We start from the raw sequence: 19,453 nt of genomic DNA, 5'->3' as shown, positions 1-19,453 counted from the left end.
GGGCAAAAATGTTATTTGGATCAATTGAGGCAGGGGGAACCAAGTTTGTCTGTGCTGTTGGTAACGAGGACTACCAAGTTAAAGAGCGGTGCGTAATTCCCACTACGAATCCGCAAGAAACTATTTCAAGGGTCATTAATTATTTAAAGCAATTCGATGTGGCGGCAATTAGTATCGCATCATTTGGCCCAATTGAAATTAAAAAGACGGCACCTAATTATGGGTATATTACAACAACACCCAAGAAGGGCTGGGCTAATACGGATATTGTTGGCCTGATTAAAGCAGCAATTAAGGTGCCAATCTTTTTTACCACCGATGTCAATGGCTCGGCATATGGTGAATACGTGATGTCACGCTTATCTAACGAGGATATCAGTTCACTCGTATATTACACAATTGGTACCGGCGTTGGCGGTGGTGCGATTATTGATGGCAAGGTGTTAGGCGGAATCGGTCATCCAGAAATGGGGCACGTCTTGGTCAAGCGTCATCCTGCAGATAGCAATTTTTCAGGTATTTGCCCGTACCACCGAGATTGTTTGGAAGGGTTAGTCTCAGGGCCAACTTTTGCAAAACGGCTAGGTAAGAAAGGGGAGGATGTGCCGTTAACCGATCCAGTTTGGGCAATTTTAAGTTATTATGTTGCTCAGGCTGCCTTACAGGCCACGCTCATCCTGCGGCCTGATAAAATTGTGTTTGGCGGCGGCGTTGTTAGTGAATTGTTTTTGAAAAAGGTGCGGCAAGAATTCGCTCAGCTTTTAAATGACTATGTTCAAGTTCCAGATTTAACTCAGTATATTACGATGCCAGCAATTGCGGAAAATGGTTCGGCTACTGTCGGAAACTTTGCTCTTGCCAAGAGGCTACTTCGGTCATTTGATTAAATTGTTGAATAAAAAGATATGTAAGTAATCAAACCAAGGTGCAAATTAAGCTCCTTGGTTTTTGTGTTTATTTTCCAGAAAATCTTTAATAATTAGCTTTAGTGATTTTGCCAATAACGCCACTGTAGCAATGAAAACAGCAATAATAAAGCGCTAACTCAAAATATAAGTTTGAAGCTTATACATTGATTAAATGTTCTGGCAGTGTAAAATACCCAATGCTAACATATTCTCCATAAGGAGTTGACGTAATGAAGTTAGAAAAAGCGATGGATATTCTGGGTTGGGTGGCTTCAATCACTGCAATTATTATGTATGTAGCCTATATTCCGCAAATTATCAATAATCTGCACGGATTAAAGGGTAACCCAATTCAACCTTTAGCAACGGCAATCAACACCCTTTTGTGGGTAGTTTATGGTCTGTTCAAGGAAGACAGAGACATTCCAATTGCAGCATGTAATGCTGTTGGCTTTGTTTTTGGTCTTGTTGCCTTTTTTACTGCACTATAAAGTAGTCTCAAAGTCGCAAATATTTATTTAAAAACACCTCCAAGTTAATTAGGTTGATTTGGAGGTGTTTTTGTCTCCGTAAACAAGAGTAAATAAGATTATACTTGCAAAAAAATTTCGGAGTTTACCAGTGGGATTATTGTCTGATGCCAATAGAGATTGCAGTTTATCGGATAAAACTGCTAAACAATAAATCACGAAATCACGCAGTGCATCACCCAAAACTGATTTTCGAATAAACCTTAAAAGACATTCTTGCTAGCAAGAATGCCTTTTTATTTGCTCTCAGCCATAATTTCAGTTCGAAAATAATAAATAACTTGCTGTGCTTGTCAGCCGCACCGATTAACTTTGTTAATTTGTGTAGCTTAAAAAGTTACTATAGTAATATAAAAAGCAAAAAATGCCGCAAGTGTTATTTATGGTACTAAATGCCACTGAATACCTCTAAAACAGTATTATTACAGGGAAAAGCAAATTTATAAGCAAATTTTATAGTCAATAATGAGCTCGTATATACATTTACCGCAAGAATAGTTATTTAAAAGGCTAGTGGTCATCGTCAAGCAAAAAGAGCAAGAATTTGTCATTGCTAGGGAAATGGGGTCTTTTACTAGTTAAAAGGTGATTTCCAATGTGAACTTGCTTTGAATAATATCCCAGCATTTTAGAAAAAAGCAAATTATACATTGATAATTTATAAATGATTAGTTGTTAATAGCTGAAATCTACTAAAACTATCGGCGAATCCTGATATAGATACCATTTAACAAAATAACTTAAAATAATAGTTAATAAATTATATATAATCGTATAGTCTATGGATAATAAATCAATCTAATTGATTATGAATATCTAATGTAATACTCATAAATCCCAATATAACAGCGATAATGCTTAAAGTTATGGTGCGATAAATTTAAGCATTAATAATATCGATAAAACTTTTTTATTGTTAATTGCTAAAAAATGCTATATTACGGCGAAATTGTAACTTGATATAAAATAATGTTTTATAAATGTCTTTATATTTATTAATTAACATGTTAAAATCACATTTATGTAAATAAAGTTGTTATAAATCATATTAGGAAGTGATGTAAATTTTGAAAAAGCCAAATCTTATTGAAGACGTAAAAAACACTAATTACAAAATGCATAAAGGGAAAAAGGGCTGGACTGTCAGCTATTCTCTCTTAACTTTTATGCTTGGTGGGATATTTTACGGTAATACTTCAGCTCAACAGGTAAATGCAGCTGATATTGGTACTAAGACTACCCAGCTTACCAAACAAGACAAAGGTCAACAAGAAGTGGAATCAAAGTCGATTGACGATGCCAGAACAACTGCTGGCTTGACTTTGGATACTGAGGCAACAAGTACTAAGAATAAGATTAATACTGATGCAAATTTGACAAATAAAGAAAAAGCAGCTCAGATTGAAACTATTGATTCTTTGGTTGCTAATGGAAAAGCTCGCATAGCAGAAGCTACGGAATTAGTAAGCATTAAAGCAATTGTTGATCAAGCTGTTGCAAATATTAATTCAAGTTACAAACCAGGTAGTGTTATTTCTGAAAGCAAGCCAGCTAAGAATAATAAGACGAACTCTTCTACTAAGGTAGCAGCAAATACTAAGAAAACTCCTACTATTAATGAAGCTAAAAAACCAGCTTCTAAGAAAGTGGCAGTTTCAACTTATCAAGGACTTAGCTCATTCTTTAAGGAAGATGCTCCTGTCGAAGCTAATAAGCCAGCGCTAGCAAATACTAACACTAATAATTCTTCATCCAAAGACGATAATAAGGAAGAAACAAGTTCTTTAATTGCGCCGCAGGATAAAAAAGTTAGTGCAGCATCGTTGCAAGGCAAGAGTATTACAACGAAAACCGATGAAGAAGTTGAAGCTAACACCGACGCAACGGTTGCACCAGATCCAGATGCGGGTCGGGAAGATTTTGAAGATCTAGTTAAGAAACCTAGTGGGAAAACTCGTACTTCAATTAATGTTCCTGTACCAAAAGAAGTGACTAACCCTGATACAAGCCAGTCGGCTGATGTTTCAACCTTTGCTCAATTAGCTGATGCTTGGGGAAATTCAGCTGTAACCTATATTAATATTACCCAAGATATTGCTTTTGATAGTGCAGTTGCTTCTAGAGCCGGAGGATTTGGAACTAGAGGTAAAAATGCTAGAACACCGGCTACAAGCGTAGTTATTAACGGTAATGGTCATAAAATTGATATGGGTAACCAAAGCCTGAGGGTTGGTAATTATCGGGTACCGCAAGCCACATCGATTACTGTGACAAATGCTAAATTCACCCAATCATTCACTTCTGCTGGTGGTGCCGCAACAGCTTTATTAAGTAGTACTTATGCTGGTAATGGTCCATTATTAACATTTAATATTGATAATGTTGAACTTGAACCAAGTGCAGCAGGTACGTATTCCGTGCGTGGTGTTGTAGCATATGGTGCTAAAATTGTCTTTTCTGGCGATAACAAATTCGTTATTACCAACGAAGTTGCCCGCGGAATGGCCAGCGTATACTTTGCTAATGACGCAAGTGTCCAAACGGTTAGAAATTCCAATGACTTTGAAGATGATAATAGCGACGGCGATGGTGACGATGGCTCTACTTCAGATCCTTCAGTAGTTCTCGATAGAGCGACTCCAGAATTCGCATTTAATAGAGGTAACGGTAATAAGAACCAATTTATCATGGGTGACCGTTCCTCTAACTTAGCCGCAACTTTAAACGGAGTTTCAACGAGATACCCAGCTTTACAGGGCTCGATTATGACTCTTCAAGTTGGTGACGACGTATCCTGGACGCAAAAAGGATTTGCCTACTTCTTGCTGGCTTCAAATGGAGCTGCATTTAGAAGTGCAAGTTACGTCTTTGGCCAAAACTTTGACTTGGAATGTCCATCTGCTACTCGTGGTGGGGTTATTCACTTATACCGTAACCAAAGCTTAGTATTTAATCCTGGAACGATTCTTGATATTAATCAGCAAGTTTCAAATGATTCAATTATCGTTGTTGCTGGAACTTCATCTGTAACGTTCAACTCACCAAGAGAATTGGACTTGGCAATTACCAATAAGGGTGATGCTGCCGCAACTGCCAGAAGAGGTATTGTTTCAGGATCTGGTACCGTTAAGATTAATAATTCAAGTATTAGAACTTGGGACGGTTTAAACTCTTCCGAAGAAAAGCCTGATGGTGATTACTCAGCTAAGTTTAGCAATATCACTATTACAAATGGTGTAGCAACAATTAGCATAGTTGGTGGTAATGCAACATCATCAAATATCCTGACTGCTACCACACGTGAATTAAAGACTAATGCCATCAAGCCTGGTAAGGTTAAGATTGAATATGTTGACCGTCAGGGCAATAATATTGGCAATTATGAATTACCATTCGGTGAGGGTCTTTATGAAAACTCTTATATCGGTCAAAGAATTCCGTTAGTAAGTGAAGATATTATTAATCACATTCCTGAAGGCTACATGTGGGCACTAGGCAATCAGATCTATTCTGGTGCAGCCGCCGATCAACAAAGTGGTGGTGCAGCAACTGATGAAGATAATGGTGATGCCAGTGGTCAACCAAACGTAGCAATTGTTCCAATGGATGATGGCTCATTTACATACAAGGTCTATGTATATGGAACTAAGCAAAACGTGACATACAAGTATGTCGATGTTAATCATCCTGATAAAGTCCTGACAATTCCTAAACTTGCAGGAACCGAAGATACTAGCGGCCTGGTTACTGCTAACTATGGCAACACGATTGATTGGACGAATAAATACTACACACAAACAAATGTACCTGTCGGTTACCATTACAAGACTGATGCTGAAAATCAACCAACAACGACTCTTGTTTCGAATGATAATCCAGTTGTAATTCTCTATGTTGAGGGTGACGAACAAAAGATTGTTCCTACCTATGTAGATGGCGACGGCAATGCTATTACCCCAGATAATCCGGTTGAAATAACTGGTAGAACAGGCGATACCATTACGATTCCAACTGCTCCTGATGTTAAGAATTTAGCAGTAGATGAAATTTATCTGAATGGCAACCTTGTGACTACTGGTTCCAGTTTTGAAATGCCTGATCAGGCACATTTATCTGCTAAAGACAAATATACTATAGTATATAAATATCGTTCACTACAGATCGATAAAGATGAAGCTATTAAGGCAATAGAAACAGCTGCTAATAATGCAACTGAGAAAATCGGTATCAATAAAACTTGGACGACTGCAGGCAAAGAAAACCAGTCAAACAAAGTAATTCAGGCTAAAATTGATGCTATCAATGAAATTAATAATTGTGAAACTCTTAGTCAATTGAACTCTGTAAAAGATAAGTGGATCGAAGAAATTAATAGACTTGGTGATGAGAATGGCGAACCATTAGAAACTCAGAGAACCAAGGCTAAAGGTCTGATTGATGATAAAGCTAAGGAAGTCAAGGATCAGATTGACACTGATGTAACTTTGACTAATGCCAAGAAGGCCGAGCAAAAAGCTGATGTTGATAAGGCAGTCGCAGATGCCAAAACTGCCATTGATAACGCAGAAGATGCGCAGGGTATCGAAAACGCATTGAATAAAGGTAGAGAACAAATTGGTAATAAACATCGACCAGAATCACTAACTCAACAACAAACAGATGCCAAAAGCGCCATTGACGGCAAAGCTAAAGAAGTCAAAGACAAGATTGATGCTGATAAAACTCTGACAAGTGCCCAGAAGACTGAGCAAAAGGATGCTGTTGATCAAGCAGCAGCCGCAATTAAAGATGCCATCGATAAGGCAGAAGATGCCCAAACAATTGAAGACACTTTAATCGCTGGCAAAGACAAGATTGATGCAGTATACAAACCGGGCGATCCGATTAGTAGCCAAAAGGAAGCTGCCAAGGGCAAGATTGACGACAAGGTCAAGGAAGTCAAAGGCAACATTGACGCTGATAAGAACCTGACTGATGCTGAAAAAGAAAAGCAAAAAACTGATGTTGATAAGGCAGCCACAGATGCCAAGGATGCCATTGACAAAGCAGATACGGCTCAAGGAGTTCAGGATGCTTTAGATAAAGGTAGAGATAGCATAGGTAATGCTTATGTACCAGGTGGTCCGCTTAGTGATCAAAAGACTGCTGCAAAAGGCAAGATTGATGACAAGGTCAAGGAAGTCAAAGGCAACATTGACGCTGATAAGAATCTGACTGATGCTCAAAAAGAGAAGCAAAAAACTGATGCAGATAAGGCAGCCACAGATGCTAAAGATGCCATTGATAAAGCAGATACAGCTCAAGGAGTTCAGGATGCCTTAGATAAAGGCAGAGATAGCATAGGTAATGCTTATGTACCAGGTGGCCCACTTAGTGCTCAAAAGATTGATGCAAAAGGCCAGATTGACGACAAGGTCAAGGAAGTCAAAGACAAGATTGACGCCGACAACAACTTAACTAATAAGCAGAAGGCAGAGCAAAAAGATGCTGTTGATCAAGCAGCTATTGTCGCTAAAGAAAACATTGATCTGGCCGAAACAGCTCAGGGAATTGAAAATGCCTTAAATATTGGTAAGGATAAGATTGATGCAGCTTACAAGCCAGGTAGTTCTTTAACCGGTCAAAAGATTGATGCCAAGAGCAAGATTGACGATAAGGTCAAGGAAGTTAAAGGCAAGATTGATGCTGACAAGAACTTAACCGATAAGCAAAAGGTCGACCAAAAAGCTGAAGTGGATCAAGCGGCAGCTGATGCCAAGGATGCGATTGACAAGGCCGAAACAGCTCAAGGAGTTGAAGATGCCGTAACTACTGGTAAGGCTAATATCGATGCGGCTTACAAGCCAGGTGGTTCACTTAGTGGCCAAAAGACAGAAGCCAAAGGTCAGATTGATGACAAGGCTAAAGAGGTTAAGGGCAACATTGATGCCGATAAGAACCTAACCGATAAGCAGAAGGCAGAGCAAAAAGATGCGGTAGATAAAGCAGCATCCGATGCCAAGGATGCGATTGATCTGGCCGAAACAGCTCAAGCGGTCGAAGATGCTGTTAATACTGGTAAAGATAAGATTGATGCGGCTCACAAGCCAGGTAGTTCATTAAGTGGTCAAAAGACTGATGCAAAAGGTCGGATTGATGATAAGGCTAAAGAGGTTAAGGGCAACATTGATGCTGATAAGAACTTAACCGATAAGCAGAAGGCAGAGCAAAAAGACGCGGTGGATAAGGCAGCAGTTGATGCGAAGGATGCGATTGATAAGGCCGAGACAGCTCAAGGAGTTGAAGATGCCGTAACTACAGGTAAAGCTAATATTGATGCGGCTTACAAGCCAGGCTCAGCACTTAGTGGTCAAAAGACAGATGCTAAAGGTCAGATTGATGACAAGGCTAAAGAGGTTAAAGGCAACATTGATGCCGATAAGAACTTAACCGATAAGCAAAAGACTGATCAAAAAGCCGATGTGGATAAAGCAGCGTCCGATGCGAAGGATGCGATTGATCAGGCGGAAACAGCTCAGGCAGTTGAAGATGCTGTAACTACCGGTAAGGATAAGATTGGTGCGGCTTACAAGCCAGGCAGTTCTTTAACTGGTCAAAAGACAGATGCTAAAGGTCGAATTGATGATAAGGCTAAAGAGGTTAAGGGCAACATTGATGCCGATAAGAACTTGACTGATAAGCAGAAGGCTGATCAAAAAGCTGACGTTGATAAAGCAGCGTCTGATGCCAAGGATGCAATTGACAAGGCCGAAACAGCTCAGGCAGTTGAAGAAGCTGTAACTACCGGTAAAGCCAACATTGATGCGGTTTATAAGCCAGGCTCAGCACTTAGTGGTCAAAAGACAGATGCTAAAGGACAAATTGATGACAAGGTCAAGGAAGTTAAAGGCAAGATTGACGCCGATAATAACTTGACTGATAAGCAAAAGGCCGACCAAAAAGCTGATGTGGATAAAGCAGCATCCGCTGCGAAGGATTCAATTGATCAGGCAGAAACAGCTCAAGCGGTCGAAGATGCCGTAACTGTAGGTAAAGCCAATATTGATGCAGCCTACAAGCCGGGCAGTTCTTTAACCGCTCAAAAGACTGATGCAAAAGGTCGAATTGATGACAAGGTCAAGGAAGTCAAAGACAAGATTGACGCTGATAAGAACCTAACCGATAAGCAGAAGACCGACCAAAAAGCTGCGGTGGATCAGGCAGCAGCCGATGCGAAAGATGCAATTAACAAAGCAGATACAGCTCAAGCGGTCGAAGAAGCCGTAACTACCGGTAAAGCCAACATCGATGCGGCCTACAAGCCAGGCTCAGCACTTAGTGGTCAAAAGACAGATGCCAAAGGTCAGATTGATGATAAGGCAAAAGAGGTTAAGGGCAACATTGACGCTGATAAGAATTTAACCGATAAGCAAAAGGCCGACCAAAAAGCTGACGTTGATAAAGCAGCGTCCGATGCCAAGGATGCAATTGACAAGGCCGAAACTGCCCAAGCGGTTGAAGATGCCGTAACTACTGGTAAGGCTAATATTGATGCAGCCTACAAGCCAGGCTCAGCACTCGGTGGTCAAAAGACAGATGCCAAAGATCAGATTGACGACAAAGCTAAAGAAGTCAAAGACAAGATTGATGCCGACGTCAATTTAACCGATAAGCAAAAAACTGATCAAAAGGATGCTGTCGACAAAGCAGTCTCAGATGCTAAGGACGCCATTGACAAAGCAGATACAGCTCAAGGAGTTCAAGATGCTTTGAATGATGGTAAAGATAAGATTGATGCAATATATGCACCAGGTAGTTCACTTAGTGGTCAAAAGACAGAAGCTAAAGGCAAGATTGATGACAAGGCTAAAGAGGTTAAGGGCAACATTGATGCCGATAAGAACTTGACTGATAAGCAAAAGGCCGACCAAAAAGACGCCGTTGATAAGGCAGCTGCTGATGCGAAGGATGCGATTGATCAAGCCAAAACAGCTCAAGCGATTGAAGATGCCGTAACTACAGGTAAAGCCAACATTGATGCAGCCTACAAGCCTGGTAGTTCTTTAACCGGTCAAAAGACAGAAGCTAAAGGCAAGATTGATGATAAGGCTAAAGAGGTTAAGGGCAAGATCGATGGCGATAAGAACCTAACCGATAAGCAGAAGTCAGACCAAAAAGCCGCGGTGGATAAAGCCGTATCTGATGCGAAGGATGCGATTGATCAGGCTGAGACAGCTCAGGCGGTTGAAGATGCTGTAACTACTGGTAAAGCCAATATTGATGCAGCCTACAAGCCAGGCAGTTCTTTAACCGGTCAAAAGACGGATGCTAAAGGTCAGATTGATGATAAGGTCAAGGAAGTCAAAGGCAACATTGATGCCGATAAGAACTTGACCGATAAGCAGAAGACAGAGCAAAAAGATGCGGTGGATAAAGCAGCAGCTGATGCGAAGGATGCGATTGATCAGGCTGAAACAGCTCAAGCAATTGAAGATGCCGTAACTACAGGTAAAGCCAACATTGATGCAGCCTACAAGCCGGGTTCACCAGTTAGCGGTCAAAAGACTGCTGCGAAGGGTCAAATTGATGACAAGGCCAAAGAAGTTAAGGGCAAGATTGATGCCGATAAGAACTTAACTGATAAGCAAAAAGCTGATCAAAAAGCTGACGTCAATCAAGCTGTAACTGAAGCTAAAAATGCGATCGATCAAGCCGAAACAGCTCAAGCGATTGAAGATGCCGTAACTACTGGTAGAGACAAGATCGATGCAGCCTACAAACCTGGTACGCCAATTAGTAATCAAAAGACTACTGCAAAGGGTCAAATTGATGACAAGGTCAAAGAGGTTAAGGGCAAGATTGACGCCGACAATAACTTAACTGATAAGCAGAAAGCAGATCAAAAAGAGGCCGTTGATAAGGCTGCAACAGATGCGAAGGATGCGATTGATCAGGCTGAAACAGCTCAAGCGGTTGAAGAAGCTGTAACTACAGGTAAAGCCAACATTGATGCAGCTTACAAGCCTGGTTCACCAGTTAGCGGTCAAAAGACTGCTGCCAAAGGCCAAATTGATGATAAGGCCAAGGAAGTTAAGGATAAGATTGACGCTGACAAGAACCTAACTGATAAGCAAAAAGCTGATCAAAAAGCTGACGTTGATAAAGCAGCATCTGATGCGAAGGGTGCGATTGACAAGGCTGAAACGGCCCAAGCAGTCGAAGATGCTGTGACAACTGGTAAAGATCAGATTGAAGCAGCTTACAAGCCGGGTACATCACTCAGTGGTCAAAAGACTGCCGCTAAAAGTCAGATTGATGACAAGGCCAAAGAAGTCAAAGACAAGATTGATTCTGATAAGAATCTGACTGATAAGCAGAAGGCTGACCAAAAGGTGGCAGTTGATAAAGCAGCCGCTGATGCGAAGGATGCGATTGATAAAGCAGAAACAGCTCAAGCAGTTGAAGATGCTGTAACTACTGGTAAGGCCAATATTGAATCAGCTTACAAACCGGGTAGTGATATCAGTAATCAAAAGACAGAAGCTAAAGGTCAAATCGATGACAAAGCCAAAGAAGTTAAAGACAAGATTGACGCAGACAAGAATCTAACTGATAAGCAAAAATCAGAGCAAAAAGATGCGGTAGATAAAGCTGCAGCCGATGCGAAGGATGCTATTAACAAGGCTGAAACTGCTCAAGAAGTTCAAGATGCCATTAACAAGGGTAAAGATCAAATTGATGCAGCCTATAAGCCAGGTAGCGCTATTAGCGGTCAAAAGACAGATGCTAAGAGCAAGATTGATGATAAGGTCAAGGAAGTTAAGAGCAAGATTGATGCCGATAAGAACTTAACTGATAAGCAAAAGGCTGATCAAAAAGCTGATGTGGATCAGGCAGCAGCTGATGCTAAGAATGCGATTGATCAGGCCGAAACAGCTCAAGCAGTTGAAGATGCCGTAACTACTGGTAAAGCCAACATTGATGCAGCCTATAAGCCAGGTTCATCACTCAGTGGGCAAAAGACAGATGCTAAAGGTCAGATTGATGACAAGGGCAAAGAAGTCAAAGACAAGATTGATGCTGACAAGAACTTGACCGATAAGCAAAAGGCTGATCAAAAGCTTGAAGTTGATAAGGCAGTATCTGAGGCTAAAGATGCCATTGATAAGGCTGGATCAGCTCAAGAAGTTCAAGATGCTCTCAATAAAGGCAAGGATAAGATTGATGCGGCTTATAAACCTGGTACAGTAATTACTGACCAAAAAGATAAAGCCAAGGATAAGATCAACGAAACGGTTAAAGACGTTAAGGATAAGATCGATGCCGATAAGAATCTGACTGATGCTGAAAAGGAGAAGCAAAAAGCAGATGCTGATAAGGCTGCGGCCGATGCTAAGGATGCGATCGATAAGGCTGAGACAGCTCAAGAAGTTCAGGATGCAGTTAATAAGGGTAATGATAGAATTGAAAATGCCTATAAGCCTGGTACTGCACTAACTGCTCAGAAGTCTAATGCTAAAGATCGAATTGATGATGAAGCCGATACAATTAAAGACTTAATTGCAAAGGATCGTTCATTAACCGATAAGGCTAAAGCTGACCAAGTTGCTGCTGTTGATGCTGCTGCTCAAACAGCCAAGAATCGCATTGATGCTGCAACTACGGCTCAGGAAGTACAAAATGCAGTTGATCGTGGCATCAAGAATATTGACTCTAAATACGTTACCAACCCAATTACTTTAGCTGAGCAAAAAGAATATGCACAGCAATTGATTAGGGACGAAGCTGAAATTGTCAAAGGTCAAATTGAAAGCGATCCTGCACTTGATACTGAAACCAAGGCGCAACAGGCAAAGGCGGTAGATGCTCAAGTTCAAAAGGCAATTAACAAGATTGCTCAAGCACCAGATGCACAAGCAGTTCAAGAAGAATACAATAATGGTATTATTGCAATTCATGCTCAACACCTTAAAGGTACTGAATTAGAAACCCAAAAGCAGAAAGCTAAGGATTCGATTACGCAAGAACTGACTACTATTAAGGAAGCAATTAGTAAAGATGTCAGCCTCGTTTCATCAGAAAAGGCTAAACAAATTGCTGATGCAGAATTAGCTGCTGGTAAAGCACAAAATGCTATTGATCGTGCGAACAAGGCACAAGATATCAGTGATAATTTAGCTGCCGGTATCATTGCAATTGATAATGCATACATTCCAGGTAAGCCACTTGCTGATCAAAAGAGTGAAGCAAATAAAGCTCTAGATGATGCAGCTGCAGCAGCCAAAGATAAGATTGATAAAGATCAATCTAAGACTGCTGAAGAGAAGGCTAATGAAAAGCAGAAGATTGATGATGCCGTATCGAAAGCGAAAGACGCAATCGACAAAGCCAAGGATGCTGATGGTGTGAATAATGCTAAAATTGAAGGCACTTCAGAAATTGAAATTGCGCAAAAGCCAACTGCTACAGTGGAAGATCAAAAGAACTCAGCTAAGAAGGAAATTGACGACGCTGCTAATGCTGCTAAGAACAAGATTAGTCAGGATGTAAGCTTAACAAACGAACAAAAAGCTGCTGCTAATAAGGCTGTAGATGATGCAGCTGCAGCAGCTAAGGATGCGATTGATAAAGCAAGCAATTCTGATGAAATTAACAAAGCTAAGCAAGATGGTATCAACGCAATTGACAAGATTACGGCTGAATTAGACTTGCAAAAGCTTAAGGATCAATCAAAGGCCATCATTATTGACAGTGCACAAGCTGCTAAGAATAAAATTGATAATATAGCTAATGTGAGTGATGGTGAAAAGCAAAGTGCTAAGGAAAAGATTGATCAAATTCTTGAAGCCGGAAAAGCTAATATTGACAAGGCAAACAGTTTTGAAGAGATCTTACAAGTAATTGACCGCACGAATAAAGAAATCGGATTGGTAACTGTTGTTCCAAATAATAACAATTCTAACGGCTCCGATGGCTCCGGTTCAAATGGTTCAGACGGTGCTGGCTCTAATGGCTCCGGTTCAAATGGTTCAGACGGTGCTGGCAGCAATGGCTCCGGTTCAAATGGTTCCGACGGAGCTGGCAGCAACGGTTCTGTTCCAAATAGCTCTGACGGTACTGGCAGCAATGGTTCTGTTCCAAATGGTTCAGACGGTGCTGGCTCTAATGGCTCCGGTTCAAATGGTTCAGACGGTGCTGGCTCAAATGGCTCCGGTTCAAATGGTTCAGACGGTGCTGGCTCTAATAGCTCCGGCTCAAATGGTTCAGACGGTGCTGGCTCTAATGGCTCCGGTTCGAATGGTTCAGACGGTGCTGGCAGCAATGGCTCCGGCTCAAATGGTTCAGACGGTGCTGGCAGCAATGGTTCCGGCTCAGGAAATTCAAATGGCTCCGGATCAAATGGTTCTGACGGTGCTGGCAGCAATGGCTCCGGATCAAATGGTTCAGACGGTGCTGGCAGCAACGGTTCTGTTCCAAATGGTTCCGACGGAGCTGGCTCTAATGGCTCCGGTTCAAATGGTTCCGACGGAGCTGGCTCTAATGGCTCTGGTTCAGGAAGTTCAAATGGCTCCGGTAGCACAAGTACCGGCTCGAACGGTTCTGGTTCAACTGTAAATAATCCAGCTACTAGTGAAGGTACAGCTGCTGCAACTGCTGGTGAAGAAACCGGTGATGCAGTTGACAGAAAACTTAACCACAATGCCTACTTCTATAACAAGGATGGTAAGCGGGCAAACTTATTAGTAGCTAAGAAAGGTTCGGTAATAAGTACTTACAAGCAAGAAAGTATTAATGGCCGAGACTTCTACCTAACTGATAATGGTTTGTACGTTGCCGTAAACAACTTCAAGGAACAAACTCGTTTATTGAAGAAGAATGCATTCCTATATAGTTCAAAGGGCAAACGAATCAGTACTAAGTTATTGAAGAAGAATACTAAGGTTAAGACATATGGCGATCCTGTTACCATTAAGGGCAAGCAGTACTACATTACTACTGGTAATCGCTACGTTAAGGCAGCTAACTTTGCAGTTGTTGCTAAGGAAGCCAATAATGTGGTTGCCGATGGTGTAACAGCCAATGCAATTCTGGAACATGATGCATATATCTATAATGATGAAGGTAAGAGAATTAATCGTGTTGTTCTTAAGGCGGGGTCACAACTTGCTACAGGTGAAACAAAGACAATTGATGGACGTCAGTTCATCGAAATTGGCAAGGGTCATTATGTAGCAAGTGACAACGTCACGGGTACAGCTCGTAAATTAAGTACTAAGGCGTATGTCTATGATCAACATGGACAACGCATAGGTAAGCAAACATTGAAGAAGAACGATACTGTTCAAACCTACGGCGAACCAGTCAAGAAAGGAGGCCAAGAATTTTATATAATTGGAAATAATAAATTTGTAAAAAAAGGCGTTGTAAAATAATCCATAGATAATTATTGAACTACCATTTTTGCAAATAATCGAGGCATATTTAGTAGATAGAGAACACCAAGCTTACCGTAAGCTTGGTGTTTTTCTTTAGATCATAAATGTAAATAATCACTTTTAAGTATACATTTATAGGTAATAATTTTATGTTCTTCAAGTGGCGATTGAAATGATTGCTTTTAACTGGGTGCGCTTTTGATTTTTGGGCTGAATAACCAGATAAAAAATAACAAACTCTTCTTGTCAAAATAACGTTTTTAAAATTGGGGTAAGTTCGGTAAATTGAATTCCGATTTAATAAAAATTCTTTATTACGCTAAATAATTTCTTCTTAAAAATTATTATAGTTTTTTGCTTAGCTATTTGCGGATAGCATAAAACAAAAAGGAGCTAAAACTAAAGTAAAAATCCGCTAGAACGGTGTTCTGCGCTGGATTTGCCACTCATCAAATTAAGAATCAGTCAATTTACAATTGGTGATTAATCACACAATCAATTATTTAAATGTATATGAAGATAGTAAAAACATAATTACGGTTCATTAATAACTAAAAAAATTTAGTAAATATTTTTAATTATTTTAAATAACAGTAGTTTTGCAATTAAGAAAAAAATAATATTTAAAATAAGCACAAAAATTAAATAACTTGACCCAAAATAATGATTTTAGTATATGAAATGACTTGATAAATAAAGGTTTATTAATTTTTTGAATCGGGTAATTTTTTGTCTTATTTAAAAAGACAGAGCTTATAAAAATCATTTATTGCATTTTTGAAAAGCGCTTTACAGTGGGGTGTAGCAGCCACTTTGTTAATAAAATCATTTGAAAAAGAGCTTTATACATCATGATAAATGTGCTAAACTACTTTTGTTATATATTAATGTTATATATTAAATGAAAGAATGGTGAGTATAATTTGAAGAGAAACTCGAATCTTATCGAAGAAACGAAAAATACAAATTATAAGATGCATAAAAGCAAAAAAGGATGGCTTGTTAGCTATTCTTTATTAACATTTATGCTCGGTGGAATTTACCTAGGAAGTAGTTCAACTGCTCCCGTAAAGGCCGCTGATATTGATAATCAAAAGGATCAAAAAGGAGTAGATCAAGACCTTCAAAAGACTGTCGAATCGAAGTCGCTAGAAGATGCAAAATTAAATGCTTCTACTACTATTAACACTGAAGCTACTACTATTAAGGAAAAGATTAATTCTGATTTGAACTTATCTAGTAGCAAAAAGGCGCAACAAGTCAAAAAAGTTGATGCCTTGGTTACTGCTGCAAAAACTAAGGTTGATGCAGCAGCTAATTTAGCTGATGTTAAAGCGGTTATTGAAGAGACTGTATCAAATATTGATAATGCTTATGAACCAGGCTCAGTTGTTACTAAAGCTAAGTCAACTGCTAAAAAGAGCACCAAAAAAGCTCCTGTAATAAGTAAGAATGTTAAGCCTGCTTCAAAGAAGGTTGGCGTTACTACTTATAAAGGTTTGAGTTCATTCTTCAAATCTGCATCAACTTCTAACGGTGTAACTGCAACTAATGATAATTCAGCAGCTGCAGCTGCAACTACGGCTAAGACTGATAAATCTGAAGCAACCAGTTCACTTGTAGCTGATTCTGCCGCAAATTCAGCAACTGATTCTGCTAAAATTGCAGCAAATAATGCAACTACTAATACTAAAGTAGAAGGCACTTCAGACAATAAGGCAGTAGACAAGAGAAGTACAAATGATGTAACTGCTCAAGATGAAGCAACGCCAAGAATTGATACAGCAGCTGACACAGATGGTGGCAAAGCTGTTGCTGTTGGTAACGACCCAGATGGTGGACGTAATAAGTTTGAAACTGACTTGAATAATCCTGCAGGTAAAACTAAAACTTCTGTTGATGTACCTACACCTGATCAGGTGCTACATCCTGAAAAATATAATCAAGACGCAACTCAAGTTGCAACAGTAGCAGATTTTATTAAAGCCTGGAATACAGCTACAACTAGTTATATCAATGTTACAAGTGACTTGACCTTTTCTACCTCTGATAGGCTAACAACCCGTAGCGCTAATGCAAAGGATATAGTTATTAATGGTAATGGTCATACAATTGACTTAAAGATGCAGAACTTCAGATTGGCTCCTACTACTGCTGCTAACCCGACAACTATAACTTTGACCAATGCAACCTTTAAACAAGGGCTAACCAACTGGGGTGATGACTCGAATGCTTTAGTTTCATCAACTAATGGTGCTGGGCTACAAGTTAATATTGATAATATCAATTTGTTAAGCAATTATCCTGATGGAAGTCAATATGGTCCAAACCATGTTCTTTATGCTGCGTATGCTGGAATTAAGTTTTCGGGTAATAATCATTTTGACTTAATGAATGAGGTTACTCGTAGCGTAACCTATATTGAATATGCTAATAATAGCTATGTTAAAATGACTAGACGTCCAGGAACAAGCGATAACTATAAATATTCCGAATTTTGGGTAAATGTAAGGGATACTACTGGTCGTGGCAATAAGCTCATTATGGGTGACGGGTCAACTAATGACGCATCTACAGCTAGTGGTATTTCTGCGAACTATCCAGCATACTATGATTTCATTGGTGGTATGACGGTTGGTGATAATGTTACATGGAAGCAAACTGGTTTCCAATACTTTGTTGATGCCAATCGTGAAGCTGGCTATTTCCAAGATGCTCGATTTGATTTCGGTGAAAACTTTACGTTAAGTGCACCAGTAACAGTACAGGATGGTGTTATCAAGCTTGGATATAGACAGCAGGCTAACTTTGCTGCTGGTACAAAGATGGAAGTTAATCAGAATGCTATCGGAGCTATATTACAAGTTAACGGCACCTCAAGTATAAGCTTTATTTCTCCTAAGGCTTTGCATTTAGCAATGTTTAATGCCTCAGGTAATCCGATAAATCAGTATTCTGGTATCTTTACTGGTACAGGAACCGTTTCGCTAAATGATTCAAGTATCAGTACTTGGAACGCAACTAATGTGGGACCTAATAGCCCTGATAACACTGCAGTCTTCACACAAATGAGCTATCAGAATGGCACAGTTACGCTTAAGGACCTTGATGGCAAACAAGTATCAGGTTCCAAGATTGTTTCTAACAATACTCGTGAGCTACAAACGAACGCAATTTCCGTTGGTACTATGAGCGTTCAATATGTTGATCAATTTGGTAAAGTAATTAGCACTGTAAAGGTGCCAGTGACAGATAAAGATAACTTCATTGGTCAGTCAGTGCCATTTATTACTAAAGAATATGCTGTTACTAATATGCCTAAGGGTTATATGTGGGCAATTGGTAATCAAGTTTATTCTGGTGCTGTAAAAGATCCTACCGTTGATACAATCGACCAATATGGTCAAGCTAAATATGGTATTGTACCAATGCGGACTGATACTAGTGATACTAAACCTGACAAGACATACACTATTTATGTCTACGGTACACCGCAAAAGGTTAGCTACCAATACGTTGACTACAAGACCAACCGAGTATTGACTTCACCACTTTCAGGTAAAGCTGGTACTGAAGCTGTTGGTGGTATAACACCAGCTAACTACGGTAACACAATCGACTGGACTAACAAGTACTACAAGACTGATAATGTTCCAGCTGGTTACCATTATTCAACCCAAGCTGCAACTGATGGCAAGCAACCGACAACAACTCAAGTTACTGATAATAATCCGCTAGTTACTATCTTTGTTGAAGGTAATGAACAGACTATTCCAGTAAGTTTCGTTGATTTGAATAATACTCCTGTTAGTCCTATAAGTGGGGTAACTGTTACTGGTGTAACTGGTCAAACAATGACCATTCCAGAAGCTCCAGAAGCAATTAACTCGCAACTTGATCACATTGAGTTAAACGGTAAGACGGTTAAAGCTGGTGATACCTTTGAAATGCCAGATCAAACCAACCTGCCTGCCGATCAAAAGTATTCACTTAAGTATGTTTATGGACCTCTGGATAAAAGTGGTGCAAAAGGAAAACTTGATGACGAACTCAAGAGGCTAAATGACTTAGTTGACAATAATGTCAATTTGACGCAAGGCCAAAAAGCCAAAATAAAAGGTGATATTAATACTCAATATCAAGATGCTATAAATGAAATTGCATCACCTATTACTGATCGTCCGACCCTATTAGAGCAAGCTAAAAATAAAGGTATAGCAGCTATGGATAAGGCTTATGAAGACGGTGTTGCTCTAGAAACAAACAGAAACGATCAGAAAAATAAAATTGATGCTGAGGCAACTACTATCAAGAAAGCCATTGATGACGATCCAACGCTGACGACAGAAGTAAAGAACAAACAAAAGGCCAATGTCGATAAACATGCCCAGTTAGCCAAGGAAAATATTGACAAGGCAACTGATGCAAAAGGTATAAATGATGCCTTTGATGAAGGTAAAACGAACATTGATAATGATCACGTGCCAGGCGATTCATTAGGCGACCAAAGGGCAGCAGCCAAAAAGCAACTAGAAGCAGATGCTAAGACAGCTAAGGACAAGATTGCCGCTGCTCTTGACCTAGATAATGAAGCCAAGAA

Annotated in this window: 4 protein-coding genes; all 4 read left to right on the top strand. The window is 39.8% G+C overall.

The genetic code is table 11. The features are described 5' to 3' along the window. Window positions 1-8: 8 nt before the first annotated feature. Window positions 9-887 carry a fructokinase ScrK gene (gene scrK / locus J3U69_RS06035; RefSeq protein ID WP_267413415.1) on the top strand — a complete coding sequence of 293 codons (879 nt, stop codon included), beginning with the start codon at window positions 9-11 and terminating at the stop codon, window positions 885-887. A 251-nt stretch (window positions 888-1,138) separates the two neighbouring features. Next, entirely contained in the window at window positions 1,139-1,399 is a 261-nt protein-coding gene (locus tag J3U69_RS06030; RefSeq protein WP_220220037.1) for a SemiSWEET family transporter, read from the top strand. A 1,106-nt stretch (window positions 1,400-2,505) separates the two neighbouring features. Beyond that, window positions 2,506-14,850, top strand: coding sequence for a DUF1542 domain-containing protein (locus J3U69_RS06025; protein ID WP_267413414.1), 12,345 nt, complete (start codon window positions 2,506-2,508; stop codon window positions 14,848-14,850). A 926-nt stretch (window positions 14,851-15,776) separates the two neighbouring features. Continuing rightward, on the top strand, window positions 15,777-19,453 hold a 3,677-nt coding region (locus J3U69_RS06020), incomplete at its 3' end, for a pectate lyase-like adhesive domain-containing protein (RefSeq protein WP_267413413.1).

Source organism: Lactobacillus sp. B4026, assembly GCF_026535825.1.
GTDB classification, from domain to species: domain Bacteria; phylum Bacillota; class Bacilli; order Lactobacillales; family Lactobacillaceae; genus Lactobacillus; species Lactobacillus panisapium.
Note: the sequence above shows the minus strand (reverse complement) of the source record. Positions and strands in the feature narration are given on the sequence as shown.